The organism is Escherichia sp. B1147 (assembly GCF_001660175.1).
Classification (GTDB): domain Bacteria; phylum Pseudomonadota; class Gammaproteobacteria; order Enterobacterales; family Enterobacteriaceae; genus Escherichia; species Escherichia whittamii.
On record NZ_LFHY01000006.1, the window covers coordinates 50,600 to 70,211 of the forward strand.

The 19,612-nt window shown below is 49.8% G+C and carries 18 protein-coding genes; 12 read left to right on the top strand and 6 right to left on the bottom strand.

The window, feature by feature from the left end:
- Nucleotides 1-179: 179 nt before the first annotated feature.
- A complete protein-coding gene (locus A9180_RS24165) occupies nucleotides 180-392 on the top strand; it encodes a DUF2754 domain-containing protein (RefSeq protein WP_064527178.1) in 213 nt (70 codons plus the stop codon).
- 157 nt (nucleotides 393-549) lie between these two features.
- Here the strand turns inward: A9180_RS24165 and ddlA are convergent, their stop codons facing one another.
- Nucleotides 550-1,644 (bottom strand): D-alanine--D-alanine ligase, encoded by a 1,095-nt coding sequence (gene ddlA, locus A9180_RS05995; protein ID WP_064527079.1) that lies wholly within the window; start codon nucleotides 1,642-1,644, stop codon nucleotides 550-552.
- A gap of 464 nt (nucleotides 1,645-2,108) precedes the next feature.
- Here ddlA and iraP point away from each other — a divergent pair, with 464 nt between their 5' ends.
- The 4 genes from iraP (at nucleotide 2,109) to adrA (ending at nucleotide 5,539) form a co-directional block, all read left to right on the top strand.
- Nucleotides 2,109-2,369 carry an anti-adapter protein IraP gene (gene iraP, locus A9180_RS06000; RefSeq protein ID WP_064527081.1) on the top strand — a complete coding sequence of 87 codons (261 nt, stop codon included), beginning with the start codon at nucleotides 2,109-2,111 and terminating at the stop codon, nucleotides 2,367-2,369.
- Between the two features lie 99 nt (nucleotides 2,370-2,468).
- Entirely contained in the window at nucleotides 2,469-3,884 is a 1,416-nt protein-coding gene (gene phoA / locus A9180_RS06005) for an alkaline phosphatase (RefSeq protein ID WP_064527083.1), read from the top strand.
- A 118-nt stretch (nucleotides 3,885-4,002) separates the two neighbouring features.
- Nucleotides 4,003-4,323, top strand: coding sequence for a phosphate starvation-inducible protein PsiF (psiF, locus tag A9180_RS06010; RefSeq protein ID WP_064527085.1), 321 nt, complete (start codon nucleotides 4,003-4,005; stop codon nucleotides 4,321-4,323).
- Between the two features lie 100 nt (nucleotides 4,324-4,423).
- Nucleotides 4,424-5,539 carry a diguanylate cyclase AdrA gene (adrA, locus tag A9180_RS06015; protein WP_064527086.1) on the top strand — a complete coding sequence of 372 codons (1,116 nt, stop codon included), beginning with the start codon at nucleotides 4,424-4,426 and terminating at the stop codon, nucleotides 5,537-5,539.
- A 16-nt stretch (nucleotides 5,540-5,555) separates the two neighbouring features.
- On the opposite strand, the gene proC is transcribed toward adrA, so the two are convergent.
- Nucleotides 5,556-6,365, bottom strand: coding sequence for a pyrroline-5-carboxylate reductase (gene proC, locus A9180_RS06020; protein ID WP_064527089.1), 810 nt, complete (start codon nucleotides 6,363-6,365; stop codon nucleotides 5,556-5,558).
- A gap of 120 nt (nucleotides 6,366-6,485) precedes the next feature.
- Here proC and A9180_RS06025 point away from each other — a divergent pair, with 120 nt between their 5' ends.
- From A9180_RS06025 to A9180_RS22630, 6 genes are all read left to right on the top strand, one after another.
- Complete coding sequence (locus tag A9180_RS06025; protein ID WP_064527091.1) at nucleotides 6,486-6,944, top strand: YaiI/YqxD family protein; 459 nt, start codon at nucleotides 6,486-6,488, stop codon at nucleotides 6,942-6,944.
- A gap of 182 nt (nucleotides 6,945-7,126) precedes the next feature.
- Nucleotides 7,127-7,672, top strand: coding sequence for a shikimate kinase AroL (gene aroL, locus A9180_RS06030; protein ID WP_064527092.1), 546 nt, complete (start codon nucleotides 7,127-7,129; stop codon nucleotides 7,670-7,672).
- A gap of 28 nt (nucleotides 7,673-7,700) precedes the next feature.
- Nucleotides 7,701-7,892 (top strand): protein YaiA, encoded by a 192-nt coding sequence (gene yaiA / locus A9180_RS06035; RefSeq protein ID WP_064527094.1) that lies wholly within the window; start codon nucleotides 7,701-7,703, stop codon nucleotides 7,890-7,892.
- A 254-nt stretch (nucleotides 7,893-8,146) separates the two neighbouring features.
- Nucleotides 8,147-8,824: an AroM family protein gene (locus A9180_RS06045; protein ID WP_064527098.1), complete on the top strand. Its 678-nt coding sequence runs from the start codon at nucleotides 8,147-8,149 to the stop codon at nucleotides 8,822-8,824.
- Nucleotides 8,825-8,895: 71 nt separating this feature from the next.
- Nucleotides 8,896-9,180 carry a pyrimidine/purine nucleoside phosphorylase gene (ppnP, locus tag A9180_RS06050; RefSeq protein WP_064527100.1) on the top strand — a complete coding sequence of 95 codons (285 nt, stop codon included), beginning with the start codon at nucleotides 8,896-8,898 and terminating at the stop codon, nucleotides 9,178-9,180.
- A 144-nt stretch (nucleotides 9,181-9,324) separates the two neighbouring features.
- The gene (locus A9180_RS22630; RefSeq protein WP_149025968.1) at nucleotides 9,325-11,604 is read left to right on the top strand and encodes a DUF2773 domain-containing protein; all 2,280 of its coding nucleotides are present in this window, start codon (nucleotides 9,325-9,327) and stop codon (nucleotides 11,602-11,604) included.
- Nucleotides 11,605-11,747: 143 nt separating this feature from the next.
- On the opposite strand, the gene rdgC is transcribed toward A9180_RS22630, so the two are convergent.
- Nucleotides 11,748-12,659 carry a recombination-associated protein RdgC gene (gene rdgC, locus A9180_RS06060; protein ID WP_064527182.1) on the bottom strand — a complete coding sequence of 304 codons (912 nt, stop codon included), beginning with the start codon at nucleotides 12,657-12,659 and terminating at the stop codon, nucleotides 11,748-11,750.
- Between the two features lie 124 nt (nucleotides 12,660-12,783).
- Between rdgC and mak the strand changes: the two genes are divergently transcribed.
- Complete coding sequence (mak, locus tag A9180_RS06065) at nucleotides 12,784-13,692, top strand: fructokinase (protein WP_064527102.1); 909 nt, start codon at nucleotides 12,784-12,786, stop codon at nucleotides 13,690-13,692.
- 137 nt (nucleotides 13,693-13,829) lie between these two features.
- Here the strand turns inward: mak and araJ are convergent, their stop codons facing one another.
- The 3 genes from araJ to sbcD all read right to left on the bottom strand — a co-directional run bounded on the left by araJ (nucleotide 13,830) and on the right by sbcD (nucleotide 19,482).
- Nucleotides 13,830-15,014, bottom strand: coding sequence for an MFS transporter AraJ (araJ, locus tag A9180_RS06070; RefSeq protein ID WP_064527184.1), 1,185 nt, complete (start codon nucleotides 15,012-15,014; stop codon nucleotides 13,830-13,832).
- A 125-nt stretch (nucleotides 15,015-15,139) separates the two neighbouring features.
- Nucleotides 15,140-18,283, bottom strand: a complete 3,144-nt coding sequence (gene sbcC, locus A9180_RS06075) for an exonuclease subunit SbcC (protein ID WP_064527104.1) — start codon at nucleotides 18,281-18,283, stop codon at nucleotides 15,140-15,142.
- Nucleotides 18,280-19,482, bottom strand: a complete 1,203-nt coding sequence (gene sbcD, locus A9180_RS06080) for an exonuclease subunit SbcD (RefSeq protein WP_064527106.1) — start codon at nucleotides 19,480-19,482, stop codon at nucleotides 18,280-18,282. Before sbcD ends, sbcC begins: the two co-directional genes overlap by 4 nt.
- Nucleotides 19,483-19,612 lie beyond the last annotated feature (130 nt).

Below are 19,612 nucleotides of genomic sequence, written 5' to 3' on the forward strand. Positions count from 1 at the left end.
TCAATATCAGAATCATGGTAAATTGATGTTGGGAATATTCCCGAAGCGTGAATATTGGCCGTGAGTCACAAAATGGTAACTTTAAGTTAAATTTTTTAACGATTCTGAAAGTGCAGTCTACGACACAGACGAATGTTGCAGAATATGCGAGGATGTTGTTTTTCGTTAACGGAGCTGCCATGAATCTGCCTGTGAAAATCCGCCGCGACTGGCATTACTATGCGTTTTCCATTGGCCTTATTTTCATTTTTAATGGTGTAGTGGGGTTGCTGGGGTTTGAAGCAAAAGGCTGGCAAACCTATGCGGTGGGGCTGGTGACGTGGGTGATTAGCTTCTGGCTGGCGGGACTGATTATTCGCCGTCGCGAAGAAGATACTGAAAACGCCCAATAACAGAGGGGGAGTGCTGACAAAATGCGCCGGATGCGGCGTGAACGCCTTATCCTGCCTACGAAAATCTGGTAGGCCTGATAAGCAAAGCGCATCAGGCAATCTTACGTTTGCCATTAATATTAAACGCCCAATAATAATATTACCGGGCGTTTGAATATTACATCGTGGTTTTCAATGCGTTATCCGCTGCGTGACGCTCCAGCGCCAGCTCAATCAAACGTGTGATCAGGTCGGTGTAGCCCAGGCCACTGGCTTGCCACAGCTTCGGATACATACTGATGTTAGTGAACCCTGGCAGCGTGTTGATCTCGTTGATCACCACCTCGTTTTCCGGCGTTAAAAAGACGTCTACACGCGCCATGCCAGCACATCCCAACGCCTGGTAAGCCTGAACAGCAATCGCCCGAATCTTATCGTTGATTTCCGGTGCAATGTCCGCCGGAACCACCACTTTCGCGCCATCTTCGTCAATGTACTTGGTGTCGTAGGCGTAGAAATCGCTGGTCAGTACGATCTCGCCACAGGTACTGGCTTGCGGATTGTCATTACCCAGAACCGCGCATTCGATCTCACGACCTTTGATCCCTTGCTCAACGATCACTTTGTGATCGAACTCGAACGCCAGATCGACAGCAAGCGCATACTGCTCTTCGCTGGTCACTTTGCTGACGCCAACAGAGGACCCCTGATTAGCTGGTTTTACAAACAGCGGCAACCCAAGTTTAGACTTCACTTCGGCGTAGCTGATTTTGTGGCGATTGGCGCGCGTCAGGGTAATAAATGGCGCGATGTTCAATCCAGCGTCACGCAGCAGACGTTTAGTGACGTCTTTATCCATACAGGCGGCAGACGCCAGAACATCGGAACCGACAAACGGTAGATTGGCGACTCGCAGCATTCCCTGCAAGGAACCATCTTCACCCAACGTACCGTGGACAATTGGGAAAATGACATCCACCGTTGGCAACGGCTGACCGTTCTGCGCATCAATAAGTTGCTGTTCATGTTTACCAGGCACCTGCGCGAGACTGGTGGCCGAAGGGCGCAGCGCAATATGGGCAGGATCGTCTGCGTTCAGCAAATAATTGCTGGCATCGCTGACGTGCCATTGCCCTTGTTTATCAATGCCCAGCAGCACAACGTCAAAGCGACTTTTATCAATGGCATCGACAATGTTTTTTGCCGATTGCAGAGACACTTCATGTTCTGCTGACTTTCCACCAAAAACGATTCCTACCCGCAGTTTTTCCATCTTAAAAACCTATCCCGTAGAACACAAAGAGCATACATTACCACGACAAAACGGGGGATTCGCGGCCTTCTGACAGTTTGTTGCAATCTTCTGCTGACAAAGCGTGCAGCCTGCTGGTTAAGATTCATCGCTGGTTAAATTATGTGCGCAAAATCACAAAAATGATGAACGGGAAACTAATTTATTCACTGCTGTGAATTACTGCCCGGATGGTTATTATGCGTAATAATAAGTTAACCAAGAGGGTATATTCTATAACTTTTTATTATAAAAAACATTAATAATTACATGCCTATATTTTATGTGTGGAATTATATTAAAAATAGAGAAACGTTTCGCTGATAAATGTGAAAAAAATATTTGCTAAAACTATTTCCTCTGTCATAAAAATACTACATCAAGACTCTATGCAGTTGTGAAACATAATGTTAACTTCTCCATACTTTGGATAAGGAAATACAGATATGAAAAATCTCATTGCTGAGTTGTTATTTAAGCTTGCCCAAAAGGAAGAGGAGTCGAAAGAATTGTGCGCGCAGGTCGAAGCACTAGAGATTATCGTTACTGCGATGCTTCGCAACATGGCGCAAAATGACCAACAGCGGTTGATTGATCAGGTTGAAGGAGCGCTATACTCGGTAAAGCCCGATGCCAGCATTCCAGATGATGATACGGAGCTGCTGCGCGATTACGTAAAGAAGTTATTGAGGCATCCTCGTCAGTAAAAAGTTAAACCTTCAACAGTTGTCATAATGCTGTCATGCCAGAGACTTATAGTCGCTTTGTTTTTATTTTTTAATGTATTTGTACATGGAGAAAATAAAGTGAAACAAAGCACTATTGCACTGGCTCTCTTGCCGTTACTGTTTACCCCTGTTACTAAAGCCCGGACACCAGAGATGCCAATTCTGGAAAACCGGGCGGCACAGGGTGATATTACTGCGCCAGGTGGCGCTCGCCGATTAACGAGTGATCAGACGGCAGCCTTACGCGACTCTCTTAGCGATAAACACGCAAAAAATATTATTTTATTGATTGGTGATGGGATGGGGGATTCGGAAATCACTGCCGCACGCAATTATGCTGAAGGCGCGGGCGGTTTTTTTAAAGGGATCGATGCCTTACCGCTTACCGGACAATACACCCATTATGCGCTGGATAAAAAAACCGGAAAACCAGACTACGTGACCGACTCCGCCGCGTCAGCAACGGCCTGGTCAACTGGTGTCAAAACGTATAACGGCGCGCTGGGTGTCGATATTCATGAAAAAGATCATCCAACGATTCTGGAAATGGCAAAAGCCGCAGGACTGGCGACCGGCAACGTTTCAACAGCTGAAATACAAGATGCTACTCCCGCCGCGCTAGTGGCGCATGTGACCTCGCGCAAATGCTATGGTCCGAGCGTTACCAGCGAAAAATGCCCGAGCAACGCGCTGGAAAAAGGTGGAAAAGGATCGATTACCGAACAACTGCTTAACGCCCGTGCGGATGTTACGCTTGGCGGCGGCGCAAAAACGTTTGCAGAAACAGCAACCGCCGGTGAATGGCAGGGAAAAACGCTGCGTGAACAGGCGCTGGCGCGCGGTTATCAGTTAGTCAGCGATGCCGCATCGCTGACTGCGGTGACGGAAGCTAACCAACAAAAACCACTGCTCGGATTATTTGCCGACGGCAATATGCCTGTGCGCTGGAAAGGACCAAAGGCGTCTTATCACGGTAACATCGATAAACCTGCAGTCACCTGTACCCCGAATCCGCAACGCAATGACAGTGTGCCTACGCTGGCGCAGATGACCGATAAAGCTATTGAGCTACTGAGCAAAAATGAGAAAGGATTCTTCCTGCAAGTTGAAGGTGCGTCGATCGATAAACAGGATCACGCCGCGAATCCTTGTGGCCAAATTGGCGAGACGGTCGATCTCGATGAAGCCGTACAGCGGGCGCTGGAATTTGCCAAAAAGGATGGCAACACACTGGTGGTGGTCACCGCTGACCACGCCCACACCAGCCAGATTGTCGCGCCGGATACCAAAGCGCCGGGGCTGACTCAGGCGTTAAACACCAAAGATGGCGCAGTGATGGTGATGAGTTACGGGAACTCCGAAGAGGATTCACAAGAGCATACCGGTAGCCAGTTACGTATTGCTGCATATGGTCCACACGCTGCGAATGTGGTTGGTTTGACCGATCAGACCGATCTCTTCTACACCATGAAAGCTGCACTTGGGTTGAAATAACACCGAGCCCGGCGGCTAATTTTGGCCGTCGGGTGGTTTTTTTGCTGTTAGCAACCAGACTTAAAGGCAGATCAAGGGCGCAAACGCTCCTGGTTAAAATGTGAAGAGGGATGGTGCTATGAAAATAACATTACTGGTTACCCTGCTATTCGGTCTGGTTTTTTTAACCACTGTCGGCGCTGCCGAGAGAACGTTAACCCCACAACAACAGCGTATGACTTCCTGTAATCAACAGGCGACAGCCCAGGCGTTGAAAGGGGATGCCCGTAAGACATACATGAGTGATTGCCTGAAGAACAGCAAATCTGCGCCTGGTGAAAAGAGTTTGACGCCGCAGCAGCAGAAGATGCGCGAATGTAATAGCCAGGCGACGCAGCAATCTCTGAAAGGTGATGATCGTAATAAGTTTATGAGTGCCTGCCTCAAGAAAGCCGCGTAATACCTATAGTGCTAACGGGTGAGTTAAGAAAATGGCTCACCCGAAATATCATACTCCCGCCTTTAGCCCCATCTCTATAATTTGGGAAAATTGTTTCTGAATGTTCCCAAAAATAATGAATGATGAAAATTTTTTCAAAAAAGCGGCGGCGCACGGGGAGATACCACCATTAGCTCCTCAAAACGAACATCAGCGATCCGGGCTGCGCTTCGCCCGTCGCGTGAGACTACCGCGTGCGGTAGGACTGGCCGGGATGTTCTTACCAATCGCTTCGACACTGGTCTCGCACCCGCTGTCAGGCTGGTGGTGGCTGGTGTTGGTTGGCTGGGCGTTTGTCTGGCCGCATTTAGCCTGGCAGTTGGCGAGCAGGGCCGTTGATCCGCTTGGCCGGGAAATATACAACTTAAAAACTGATGCAGTGTTAGCTGGTATGTGGGTAGGCGTGATGGGCGTAAACGTGCTGCCTTCGATCGCAATGCTGATGATTATGTGCCTGAATTTGATGGGGGCAGGCGGCCCCCGTCTGTTTGTCGCCGGTTTGGTGCTGATGGCTGTTTCCTGCCTTGTCACTCTCGAACTCACGGGGATCACGGTGTCGCTTAAGAGTGCGCCGCTGGAATGGTGGCTCTCCCTTCCTATTATCGTCATTTATCCTCTGCTGTTTGGCTGGGTCAGCTACCAGACAGCGACCAAACTGGCTGAACATAAACGAAGATTGCAGGTCATGAGTACCCGCGACGGCATGACGGGCGTTTACAACCGACGTCACTGGGAAATCATGCTACGTAATGAGTTTGATAACTGTCGCCGACACAATCGCGATGCGACGCTATTGATTATCGATATTGACCATTTTAAAAGTATCAACGATACATGGGGTCACGATGTGGGTGATGAAGCGATTGTTGCCCTTACCCGACAGTTACAAATTACCCTGCGTGGCAGTGATGTGATTGGTCGCTTTGGCGGTGATGAATTTGCGGTGATTATGTCTGGTACGCCAGCCGAAAACGCCATTACTGCCATGTTACGTGTGCATGAAGGATTAAAGGCATTACGCCTGCCAAATACGCCACAGGTAATATTACGGATAAGCGTCGGTATCGCGCCGCTGAATCCGCAAATGAGTCACTACCGTGAGTGGCTGAAATCGGCTGATATGGCACTCTACAAAGCAAAGAAAGCCGGACGTAACCGCACCGAAGTGGCGGCCTGACGTCCGGTGAGAGTCATCAGGACTTGCTGAGTTTTTCTGATTTTTCCATACACTTCGTCATCGCTTCGATCACCGCGGCACGGAAGCCTTTCTCTTCCAGAACGCGTACCGCTTCAATGGTTGTGCCTCCTGGTGAGCAGACCATATCTTTCAAGGCGCCCGGATGTTCGCCGGTTTCCAGCACCATTTTCGCGGAACCCATTACCGCCTGGGCGGCAAACTTGTAGGCCTGCGCGCGTGGCATCCCGCCCAGCACAGCGGCGTCGGCCATCGCTTCGATAAACATGAAGACATAGGCTGGCGAAGAACCGCTCACACCAACCACTGGGTGGATCATCGGTTCAGCAATGACTTCCGCCTCGCCAAAGCAACGGAAAATATTCAGTACATCGGCAGTATCTTCGGGAGTGACCAACGCGTTTGGCGTTACGGATGTCATCCCGGCGTTGACCAACGCGGGGGTATTCGGCATGGCGCGGATAATTTTCCGGTCGTGACCCAGCGCCCGGGCAAGTTGGTCGAGCGTAACGCCTGCGGCGATAGAAACCACCAGAGAGTCTTTATTCAGGCTGGAAGTGATTTCGCTAAGGACTTTAATCATTATGCCCGGTTTGACGGCTGCAAAGACGATATCGGCGATTTGCGCCACTTCCTGTGCTGATTCTGCAGCGTTGATACCAAACTGTTCATGTAAGGCGGCAACTTTATCCGGGGAGGGGGTATACACCCAGATTTGCCCTGGAAGGACCTGACCGCTGGCAATCAGACCGCCGAGAATGGCTTTTCCCATATTGCCGCAGCCAATAAAACCGATTTTCTTTTCCATTGCCACACTCCTGCCGTGAATTCGTTATTTTGAAAAGCGCCTGGTCAGAAGCATAAACAGAACTATGCCGGAAGGCAAAAGCGCGACACAATAGAAGATTACTCAACAGAGGATAGCCTTATGACAATATGGGTGGACGCCGATGCGTGTCCCAATGTAATTAAAGAGATTCTGTATCGCGCGGCAGAACGTATGCAGATGCCGCTGGTGTTGGTGGCAAATCAGAGTTTACGCGTGCCGCCATCGCAGTTTATTCGCACGCTACGCGTCGCGGCAGGTTTTGACGTTGCCGATAATGAAATTGTTCGTCAGTGTGAGGCGGGCGATTTGGTGATAACCGCAGATATTCCTTTGGCTTCTGAAGCCATCGAGAAAGGGGCGGCAGCACTTAATCCGCGTGGCGAACGGTACACACCTGCGACTATTCGTGAACGTCTGACGATGCGCGATTTTATGGATACCCTACGAGCCAGCGGGATCCAGACCGGAGGGCCAGATAGTTTTTCGCAACGTGACCGCCAGGCATTTGCGGCTGAACTTGAAAAGTGGTGGCTGGAAGTTCAACGTAACCGTTCGTAAATGTAATTTATTATTTACACTTCATTCTCGCTTATTTCTTGATATAGTAAGGGATGTATTGAAGCTCGCTCCTTAAGTGGAATTATTTCTTTACAATCGAAATTGTACTAGTTTGATGGTATGATCGTTATTCTTACGAAACCGGCTTTCGCCGCATTGCGACCTTTTGGGGAAAACCCACGATGACACAACCTCTTTTTCTGATCGGGCCTCGGGGCTGTGGTAAAACAACGGTCGGAATGGCCCTTGCCGATTCGCTCAACTGTCGGTTTGTTGATACCGACCAATGGTTGCAATCACAACTCAATATGACGGTAGCAGAGATCGTCGAAAGGGAAGAGTGGGCAGGATTTCGCGCCAGGGAGAGCGCAGCTCTGGAAGCAGTTACTGCGCCATCCACCGTTATCGCGACGGGCGGCGGTATTATTCTGACGGAATTTAATCGCCACTACATGCGTAATAACGGGATTGTGGTTTACTTGTGCGCGCCGGTGTCAGTGCTGGTAAATCGTCTGCAAGCAGCGCCAGAGGAGGATTTACGGCCAACACTCACAGGAAAACCGTTAAGTGAAGAAGTTCAGGAAGTGCTGGAAGAACGCGATGCATTATATCGTGAAGTTGCGCATATTATCGTCGACGCTAATAACGAACCCAGCCAGGTAATCTCTGAAATTCGAACCGCTTTGGCACAAACGGCAAACTGTGATGGTCCTGGCACCTATACTTAATGTTCATCCCGTGAAATAAGGAAGAACAATGCCAACGAAACCGCCTTATCCTCGAGAAGCCAGAATCGTTTCGGTAGAAAAAGGCCAGCAAGGACAGACTGTGACCTGGTATCAGCTGCGAGCCGATCATCCCAAACCAGACTCTTTGATCAGCGAACATCCTACGGCCCAGGAGGCGATGGATGCTAAAAAGCGCTATGAGGACCCTGATAAAGAGTGACCGCATCAAACTGCTCGGAAGGGACTCTGAGTGCTATTACAACGGACCTGCATCACATTTTTCGCAATTCATGTTTTTCAAATAATTAGAATATTAAACAATAACAATCCATTACTGGAACTATTGGGAATCTTTACATTATGCCGTGCGCGTCTGCTGCTACGCTTTTTTGCATTTGTAGCATCGGCAAGCGTCCGCTGTGGTGCTTAGTATTTGCCCGGTAATTAACGACGAAAAAAGAAAGGTGGAAGACAATGAGCGCGTCGTTGGCGATTTTGACCATCGGCATTGTACCAATGCATGAAGTTTTGCCGCTTCTGACGGAGTACATTGACGAAAATAATATTTCCCATCATAGCCTGCTGGGGAAGTTAAGCCGCGAAGAGGTGATGGCGGAGTACGCGCCAGAAGCAGGCGAAGAAACTATTCTGACATTATTAAATGATAACCAGCTGGCCCACGTTTCGCGCCGTAAAGTGGAGCGTGATTTACAAAGCGTGATTGAGGTACTCGATAATCAGGATTATGACGTTATTTTGCTAATGAGTACGGCCAACATTAGTAATATGACAGCGCGAAATACGATCTTCCTCGAGCCTTTGCGCATTCTCCCACCGTTGGTTTCCTCCATTGTTGAAGGTCACCAGGTCGGTGTTATTGTACCAGTAGAAGAGCTTTTGGCCGTTCAGGCGCAAAAATGGCAAATTTTGCAGAGAACACCACTATTTTCGCTGGGAAATCCCATTCATGATTCGGAACAGAAAATCATTGATGCCGGGAAAGAATTGTTGGCGAATGGGGCGGATGTCATCATGCTGGATTGTTTAGGATTTAATCAGCGTCATCGCGATTTACTGCAAAAAAAGCTCGATGTACCTGTTTTGCTCTCTAACGTATTGATTGCAAGGTTGGCGGCGGAATTGCTGGTGTAATTTTACGTGACAGTTAGCACCTTTGGCCCCTATAGTGAAGAAGATGTTAAACCACCTGACAGGGCCAGTTTATGCTTCAAAGTAACGAATACTTTTCCGGAAAAGTGAAATCGATCGGTTTTACCAGCAGCGATACTGGCCGCGCCAGCGTCGGTGTGATGGTTGAAGGCGAATATACGTTCAGTACTGCGGAGCCCGAAGAGATGACGGTTGTCAGCGGGGCGCTGAATGTTTTGCTGCCTGGCGCCACCGACTGGCGCGTGTATGAAGCTGGTGAAGTATTTAATGTTCCCGGCCACAGCGAGTTCCATCTGCAAGTTGCCGAACCGACCTCCTATCTGTGTCGCTATCTGTAATATCGCGCCTTCCCGTCTGAATGGGAGGGCATTTTTCTGAAATATTCCTTATTTCACGAATAATAAAATCTCCGTTGCTGCTAATTTTTCTATTTTCGATATATTCATAATCTATCAAGGTTGATATTAATATCAGTGAAGATTATGAATAAAATAAAAATATTGATCATCTGTATGGTTGTATTTATTGCCACCGAAAATACTTACGCTGCAGAGTGGATCACTAGCGATGATCTTATTAAATCAGATTTCCATATCATGACTGCAGAAGAACGTAATGGAGTGAAAGAGGAAACCGATGATAGTATGGAAGCCTCGTATATGCTTAAAAATAACATTCGTTGGTATTACCATAATGGAGATTTATCAATATCCAGCAATTTTAGTAATAAGCATACATTGGTGGTTAAGGGGAATTTAACCATTAATGGTGATTATGATGATTATTCGACAGGTAATGGTCAACTCATTGTGTTGGGCAATGTGATTGTCGACAACTTTATTAATCATGATTTCGCGTACGTCAAAGGTGAGATGAAAGCGAAAGGTTTAGTCTATGCTAATTATAATGATCATAACTTTGAAGTAATGAAAGGAATTACTGCTCGCGGAATTATTGTTTCAGACAAGGCGACGCAATTTGAGGTTAATAACGCTGAGTTTTATATCAACGAAGATTCCAGCAGTGAAAACTATGACTGGGATGCGAATATTCGAAAAGCGTATTCGCTGTTTGAGCCCGATCTCTATGAGATTACTGAAATTCAAACTGACGATGTGTTAAATGTCTATCCCGATTATGACAGCGTGGCAGCCAGAGTTGCTCAGGGATTACCGTTGTTTCGCGATAAACCTGTATCGGAGTTAAGTGAAAAATTGCAGTGGATTGAACAGGGCAAGGTCGCAAAATTTCCGGCTGGCAACATTAAGCATGAAGATCCGCTGGTGGTGCGTTTTCTGACTCGCATGGAGAGTCTACCAACCGCTGTTATGCTGCAATTGCTACAGCATCCTGATGACCAGACACGGGAATATATGGCGCAGCGTTGGCCCGCCAGGCAAATGCATTTACTCACCGCACCTTTTATTAAAGACCAGGCAGTGGCGAAAGGACTGATTAAGAACAGCGATATTTCACCAGAAGTGAATGAAAAATTAATGTCGACCCCTGTTGAGAGCGTCCAACTCGAGCAGGCCAGGCAGGATAATCTGTCTCCAGAAAACATTGCCCTATTAAGCCAGAGTCCGTTTCCGATTGTTCGTAAGACGTTAGTCAGCCAGTACGATTACGCGTGGCTGGCACCTGCATCCGTAGTGGATGAACTGATAAACAGCGATGATGAGGAACTACGCGAACGAATTGCCGGTGCAGATTTGACTACACGACAAGCCGTGGCGCTGAGTAACGATAAATCACTTAAGGTCCGTGAAGCCTTAGCTCATGCCCTTGCGGAGCTAAAAATTACGCGGCTTTCTGCAAACATGAGTATTGCCGATATTGAACGTATTGCAGATCAAATGTATCTTGATAATAAAGATCATAAAAATATAGTTATGGCATTATTTATTGCTTTACCAGAAGCGCGCCAACTGTCGCTGGCAAAAGAAGATGTACAATATTTACGTGAAGGTGCGCGTTATCTGACGTCAACTGAAGTGATTAATTATCTCCTGACACATTATGATAACCCCGCCGTCTGGAATGAATTAGCACATGATAAACTGCTGCCGTTGGAATATAAGAAAAAATTGTGGCAGCGCACATTGCAGTTAATGATGAGCAAACGGCAAGAAGATCAGGAGCAGGCGTATGATATACAACTGGAACTGATTGATAATGGCGTGGTAGATGAAGTAATGCTCAATGACGCCATCGATTTGCTGCCTGATTTACCGGCTGAATATCGTTACCGGATGCGCAATCAGTTATTTGATAAAAATGATTTACCATCAGAGATTATTACCCGTCTTGATAAGCAATATCGCTTTAATTCTGACTGGGCGCTGTCTGTTACAGACATGACAAATAGTAACCGTAGGCAATGTGATAGAGGATTACGTCGCTGGAATGATGATGATAGCGTTATTTTAATCGAGCTGGATAAGCTGACAGATAAGCCTGATGACGAGTTTTGGCTGGCATTGCTGCAAAGTCGACATGAACAATTACGTAAAACGGCGTTGATTAATGTGCATACGCCGACTTCCGCATTTACAGCATTGGTGACATCGCAGGATCGTCAGAGAGCGATTGCCAACCCGCAACTGCCTGCTGAGGTGAAAACGGCGTGGTTAAAAGAGGATCCATCATTATTGTTATTTGCCGATCATCCGGATCCGCAACAATTGCGAGAATTAGTTAAAACCGGATCGACACGGCAAATTCGTAGTGAAGCGCGCAATAAGCTTGAGGAATTAAAATGAGGTCACGGCGTAAAACGCATAATATTGCAGCGTTAAAAATCATCGCCCGACGTAGCGAATGAGTATATTAATGCCTGGCATGGCTTTGTACGCCGGATAAGACGCACCAGGCGTCGCATCCGGCATTGAAGGCAAACCAGCGATTAACGTTGCGCTTCGCCACCCAATCCTTCGATCAGGTTTTGAATTAACGCTGCCAGTTCGCCGGTCATCAGGATGAAATCGGCGTCAAAACGCTGGGCAAAATCTTCGCGGTCGATATCTTCGTTTTGATCGCGCAGTTCGTCGCAGAACTTCAGGCGCTTGAGCGAACCATCGTCGCACATTACAAACTGAACGCGTTGCTGCCAGTCGAGCGCCAGTTTAGTCACCACTTTTCCGGCTTCAATGTGATTGGTGATCTCTTCGCTGGTCAGATCCTGTTTCTTCGCGCGGATCACACCGCCATCTTCCAGCAGTGATTTCAGCTCGGCTTCATCGAGTAACTGGAAGCCCTGTGCCGCGCTACCGGAGCGTACCCATTCGGTTAGCGTCAGTTCAATCGGGTTTTCCATGCTCAATGGCACAACCGGTAACGAACCCAGGCTTTTACGCAGCAGAGCCAGCGTATCTTCCGCTTTTTTGGCGCTGGCGCAGTCCACCATGATCAAACCGTTCACCGTGTCGATCCACATCACGGTCTGGCTGAAACGGCTGAAGGCGCGAGGCAGCAGAGAGTGCAGCACTTCATCTTTCAGCGAATCTTTTTCGGTTTTCTTCAGCTTACGCGCTTGCTCGGCTTCCAGTTTGGCGATTTTCGCTTCCAGCGCTTGTTTAATGACCGGAGACGGGAGAATTTTTTCTTCTTTGCGCGCGCAGATAACAATTTGACCATTGGCAACGTGCGTTAACGCATCGCTGTGCGATCCCATCGGAGGAACCCAGCCCATCTTCGCCATATCCTGGCTGCCGCATGGGGTAAATGCCATCGAGGCTAGCTGTTTTTCCATCTCTTCTGCGCGCAGCGAAATTTCGCGGCTAAGACGGTAAACCATTAAATTTTTGAACCACAGCATGATAATTTCCACGGCCTTGTCGTTAAATTTAGCGGGCATGATAACGAATTGTCGGCGGCCTTGCATTGCCAATCCGGTTGTCCGTCTCTACGCTATTGATATTGAAAAAAATAAGGAGAGTACCGTGCGTATAGGTATCGATTTAGGCGGCACCAAAACAGAAGTCATTGCACTGGGCGATGCAGGGGAGCAGTTGTACCGCCATCGTCTGCCCACGCCGCGTGATGATTACCGCCAGACCATAGAAACGATCGCCACGCTGGTGGAGATGGCGGAGCAGGCGACGGGGCAGCGTGGAACGGTGGGGATGGGCATTCCTGGCTCGATTTCACCGTATACCGGTGTGGTGAAAAACGCTAATTCGACCTGGCTTAACGGTCAGCCATTCGATAAAGACTTAAGCGCGCGGTTGCAGCGGGAAGTGCGCCTGGCAAATGATGCCAACTGTCTGGCGGTTTCGGAAGCGGTAGATGGCGCGGCAGCGGGAGCGCAGACGGTATTTGCCGTGATTATTGGCACGGGATGCGGCGCGGGCGTGGCGTTCAATGGGCGGGCGCATATCGGCGGCAACGGCACGGCAGGCGAGTGGGGACACAATCCGCTACCGTGGATGGACGAAGATGAACTGCGTTATCGCGAAGAAGTCCCTTGTTATTGCGGTAAACAAGGTTGTATTGAAACCTTTATTTCGGGGACCGGATTTGCCACGGATTATCATCGGTTGAGCGGACATGCGCTGAAAGGTAGTGAAATTATTCGTCTCGTTGAAGAACGCGATCCGGTAGCAGAGTTGGCATTGCGTCGCTATGAGCTACGACTGGCGAAGTCGCTGGCGCATGTGGTGAATATTCTCGACCCGGATGTGATTGTCCTGGGAGGAGGGATGAGCAATGTTGACCGTTTATATCAAACAGTTCCGCCGCTGATTAAACAATTTGTCTTCGGCGGAGAATGTGAAACGCCGGTGCGTAAGGCGAAGCACGGTGATTCCAGCGGCGTACGCGGTGCCGCGTGGTTATGGCCACAAGACTAACGTAGGTCGGATAAGGCGCTCGCGCCGCATCCGACATCGTACTCCGATGCCTGATGCGACGCTTGCCGCCTCTTATCAGGCCTACAAAATGAGCAGACCTGTACGCCGCATCCGGCACTGTGCACCGTGGCTGCAACCTACCCCAGCGGTTTTGCCAGCACCGGACTCTCCGCCACTTGCTGGCGCTTATAGCGACCATACAACAGCAACGACGACATCGCAGCAAACGAGAGCAGGGCGGCAGGCAACGCCACGTAATTATACGCCAGCCCCAGCGTCAGCATCATCCCGCCGCAATAAGCGCCCACGGCGCTACCGAGGTTAAACGCTATTTGCCCACCTGCGGCACCTAATAATTCTCCGCCTTTGGCATTTTGCAGGAGCAGAATTTGCAGCGGTGCTGAGAGGGCGAATAATCCCGCACAACATATAAAAGCAAAAATAAGCGACGTTGTTTTCATGCCGCCGAAGAAAAAAAGCATCAGCATTGCCAGTACAATAATGAAGTCCGTCACTGCCGCAATGCGTAGCGGCGAGTAACGTCCGGAAATCCGGCCACTTAGCACATTGCCCAGCACCATCCCCAACCCGACCAGCATCATAATGAAGGTCATCGCCGTTTCCGAAAAACCGGAAATAAACATCATGTAAGGTTTTACGTAGCTAAACCAGGCAAACACACCCGCATTGCCAAACATGGTGGCGGCGAAAATTAGCCACGGCGCGGGGCTACGTAAAAAGTGAAACTGTTCGCGCAGGTTTCCTTTCGCCTCGTCACGAATATCCGGCACCCAAAAATAGACCGATGCCATCACAGTAATATTAAAGACAGAGATTAATAAAAAGGTGTAGCGCCAGCTAAATTCCTGACTTAAATACGTCCCCAGAGGAATGCCCAACAAATTGGCGACCGTCATCCCGGAAACCATACCCGCCACGGCAGCGGTGACTTTGCCGGGCTTGATAATTTTCGATAACACAATCGCCCCGACGCCAAAAAATGCGCCATGCGGAAAACCGGAAACCAGGCGGCCAACGGCGAGCATCAGGTAAGACGAAGAGAGCGTGAACATGGCGTTACCGATGACGCACAAAGTCACCAGAAACAACAAGATATGTTTGAGCGAGTAGCGGCTGGAAAAAAGCGCGATTATCGGCGCCCCGACCACCACTCCCAGTGCATAATACGAAATCATATGCCCGGCGGCAGGAATCGAAATGCCAACGTTATGTGCCAGCTCCGTGAGCACGCCCATAATGCCAAATTCGGCCATCCCCAGGCCAAATGTGCCGAGAGCCAAAGATAAAATGACTTTTTTCATACCACCATCACAACCACCAGGACGGCTACGAATCACCGTAGCCAATAAAGTGATAGCTTGCAGGATAACGACCAGCGAGGCCAAGAGATAATTCGCCCCTCTGTATTCATTATCCTGCTGAATAGTTATTTCACCGCAAACGCGCTTTCCAGTTTGCTGTAGCCCAGTCCGTTGATCTTCTTCACTTTAATCTGCACCGGAATACGCTCTTTCATCGCTTCAACATGGCTAATCACCCCGATAGTTTTACCACTGGCGTTCAGAGCATCCAGGGCATCAAGGGCGGTATCCAGCGTTTCGCTATCCAGCGTACCGAAACCTTCATCGAGGAACAGCGAGTCAATACGCGTTTTATGGCTGACCAGATCCGAAAGCGCCAGCGCCAGTGCCAGGCTCACGAGGAAACTTTCGCCGCCGGAAAGCGTACGAGTATCGCGTACCGCATCTGCCTGCCAGGTATCGACAACCTCGACTTCCAGCGCCTCGCTGGCTTTACGCTGTAACAGGTAGCGCCCGTGCAGCCGGGTAAGTTGCTGATTAGCCAGATGGACCAGATTGTCCAGCGTCAGCCCCTGAGCGAACTTACGGAATTTATCGCCCTCTTTGGAGCCAATCAGCGAATTAAGATATCCCCAGTCCTCGACCTGCTGGGTCGTCTGTGCAATTTGCTGCATTAAGGTTTGTTGTTGCTGACGGTTGTCTGCATCCTGCTTCAGCTGCTGGCGAATTTCCCCCTGGCGAGTGGTATTTTCACGTAATTTTTGGTTAGTTTGTGCTAACGCCTGCTGAATCTGTTCCGCAGCCAACGTGAGATCCAGTCCGCCAGGCTGTTGCTGTTGATGTTGTGTCAGTGTTTCTGCCGCCTGAGTTGCCAGCGCTTGTGCCTGACGACGCTGGTTTTCCAGATTCTGTTTCAGCTGTTCCAGCTGAGTTAGCGTCTGTTCATCCATTAACGCCGCAAGAAATGCCTGCTGATCGTCAAAAATGCTGTCCTGTAGCGCGGAGTCAAACTGCGCCTGAACTTTTTGCAGACTTTGCGCTGCCAGAACCTCCTGTTGCTGTAAGGTTTGCCACTGGCTTTGTAACGCGAGGCATTGTTCGTGAACTTGCCGCCAGTTTTCCAGCGCCACCGTTTCTTCGCTATGCGGTAGTTCATCACTTTGCGGCAGCGTTTCCAGAATTGGCGTCAACTGCTGAATACGGTTTTGCAACTCGGTTAATTCGTTCTGGCGCAGCTGCCAGCTCTGTGCTTCTTGCTGGCGCGCCGACAACCAGCTTTCTTCTTCATCTTCCAGTGGCAATGCCAGCGAGTAACTTGCTAACGCTGCAGAGAGTTGCTGATGGCGTTGTTCAATCTGTTGTTGATACTGGGAAATTTGCTGATTATGCGCGGCAATTTGCGCCTGCAATTCATGACGATGACTGAGTAATTGCAGTTGTTTTTCGTGCTCTTCCTGGGTGGCAAGCCACGGTTGAATATCGTCCTGCGGCTGCAAGGTGATATTGAGACTGGCCGTTAGTGCACGCCATTCTTGAGTAAGTGCTTGCTCATCTTGCCGGAGGCTTTGCGCTTCGTTCTCATCACGCTGAAGCTGCTTTGTTAATGCGTCCAGTTGTCCTCGCAGCGCTGCGCCTTCTTCGCCGAGCTTTTTCACTTCGTTTTCCAGCGTTAATAGCCGGGCCTGATTAACGCCTGGTTCCAGCGACTGATACGCCTCGACCGCCGGGTGGCTGGTGGAACCACAAAGCGGACACGGCTGACCCGCCTGTAACTGCGCGCGTTGGGCTTCCAGCGTTTTAATGCGTGCTTCCTGCTCGCAAATGGTTTTGACGTCGGCAAGCTGTTGCGTTTTTTCCTTATAACGCTGGCGCATTTCGTTAAGTGCAGCGTTACGTTGCGTCTGTTCCTGAGTGACGTTCTGGATAGCGGCCTGTAGCTGCGCCAGGCGTTTTTGCTGGGGAATAATCTGCCCATGCAGCGCAATCAGGCGCTGACGCAGCGGACGTTGTTCAACATGTTGCGCCTGGGCGGTGGCAACTTCATCGGCAGTTAATGCCAAAGAGAGCGTCGGAAGCGCATTAAGTTTTTTCTGCGCATGGGTTAACTGCTGTTGCCATTGCCGCAGATGCCCGCGATCGCTTGCCTGTTGGGCAAACTGCGCGCGCCATCCAGCCAGTTCGTTGTTCCACAGACGGAAACGGTCGTGTTCCTGTAACCATGCATTCAGTGTTTGTTGATGCTGTTGTAATTCTGCCGACTGTTTTGCCGCCTGGTGACGAATGCCGCTGCGAAGCGCTATTGTGCTTTGTAAGCGAGTATTCACTTCTTCAATCTGCTGACGAGTATGTGCCAGCGCTGTTGAATACTCTGTGATTCGTTCCCAGTGCGGACGTAGATGCCGCGCGGGTTGCGCCAGGCCGAGCGCCGCCAGTTGCGGTTGTGCTTTTTCTTCCTCAGCTAACGCCTGTTGCAGTGCCTGCTGACGGCGACTGGCCTCCTGCTGCAACTCATCCTTCCGCGTTAACCAGTTAAGTGATTGTTGTTCTTGCTGCTGCGCGGCGAGTAACTGTTTCTCTTCGTCAGTGAGTACCTGCAAACTTTCTGTAAGCGATTGCACCTGTTCTGGCGCTAATAACGCTACGCCGCTGGCCTGCGCTTGCAGTTTCTCCAGTTCAGTGCGGGCCGATTTATGCTGTTCAAAGACCATCGCGGAGATTTGACCGTAGATTTCGGTGCCGGTTAACTCCTCTAGCAATTCCGCGCGTTCTTTCGGTTTCGCATTGAGGAAGGCAGCAAATTGCCCTTGTGAAAGCAGCATCGAACGGGTGAACCGCCCGTAATCAAGCCCGGTTAACGTTGCCGTCAGTTCCAGCTTATCTTTTACTTTATCTGCGAGGATTTTACCGTCTGCGCAGCGCGCCAGCTCTACGCGCGGCACCTGCAAATTACCGTCCGGCTGGTTACGCGCCCGATTCTGGCTCCAGAACGCGCGATACGCTTCACCTTTCACTTCAAATTCCACTTCCGCCAGACATTCGGCGGTATCGCGGGTCATTAGATCATTTTGTGATTGCGAAACGTTAGAGAGGCGCGGGGTTTCGTGATACAGCGCCAGACAAATGGCGTCCAGCAGCGTGGTTTTTCCTGCGCCGGTCGGGCCGGTAATCGCAAACAGCCCGTTGCTGGCGAACGGCTCGCGGGTGAAATCAATCTTCCATTCGCCTTTTAATGAGTTCAGGTTTTTCAGGCGCAGGCTGAGAATTTTCATGCTTCGTGTTCTCCGGCGAGGGTCTGCAACGTCGTGGCGAAAAGATGTTGCAGACGTTGATGCTGCGATTCATCCAGTTCTTCCAGTGCCAGACGGCGATTGAAAACTTCTTCGACGCTAAGTTCGCTGAGGGTTTCACGCTGTTGGTTGGCTAACACACGCTCGCGCTGTTCACGACTCCGGCGTACCAGCAATACTTCGACTGGCAGTGATTCGGTTAATGCCTGGATTTTGCGCTGAATATCATGCAGATACTCATCAGTAGTGATTTCAATATCCAGCCAGACAGGTGGCTCCTGTGGCACATCGCGCCATTGTTCAAGCTGTTCGGTAATTGACGCCAGATCGCCTTTCAGTACCGCCATCGGTTGCGTTACCGGTACGTTCAGGTTTTCCACTCTCTCTAATTTGCCGTTTGAAAATGTCACCAGATGGACATATTTACTTTTGCCACATTCATCAAAACTCAGTGGGATAGGAGAGCCGCAATAGCGTACATGTTCCATGCCGCCAATAATCTGTGCGCGGTGAATATGTCCGAGCGCGATGTAGTCGGCTGGCGGAAAGTTTTGTGCCGGGAAAGCGTCCAGCGTGCCAATATAAATGTCACGCACAGCGTCACTTTTACTGGCGCCAACGGTCGTTAAATGCCCCGTGGCGATGATGGGCAGAGGCTGATCGCCGCGCAGTTTGCAGGCATCTGCATAGTTTTGTTGGTAATAGTCGGTGATCGCTGTCAGCAAATGCTGTTGTTTTTCAATGCCGTTAAGCCCCGCCTGGCTGGTAATAATGTCACGCGGGCGTAAAAAAGGAACGGGGCATAGCACCGCGCCCGGCGTCCCGTCGCGACGAGGCAAAATTTGTGGGGCATGTCCGGCGCTGGCGACCACGGTAGTATTGAGGAACGCCATGATATCGCGCGATTCATTTAGCGTGGCTACCGAGTCATGGTTTCCCGCCAGTACCACCAGATGACAGCCAGTTTGCTGTAAATTGACAACAAAACGGTTATATAAAGTACGGGCGTAACTGGGCGGCGAGCCGGTATCGAAAACATCACCGGCAACAATAATCGCATCCACCTGATGGGTTTGTGCTGTCTCCAGCAGCCAGTCAAGAAAAGCCTGATGTTCGGCTTCGCGGCTTTTACTGTAGAAGTTCTGGCCGAGATGCCAGTCTGAGGTGTGAAGGATGCGCATAACGATTCCCTGGCGAAAAAGCATGGGCGCGATTATACCCAAACAGATATGTTATTTGCTTTTTTCTGCGCCACGGAAATCAATAACCTGAAGGGATGTGCGACGTGCTTTTCATAAATCTGTCATAAAT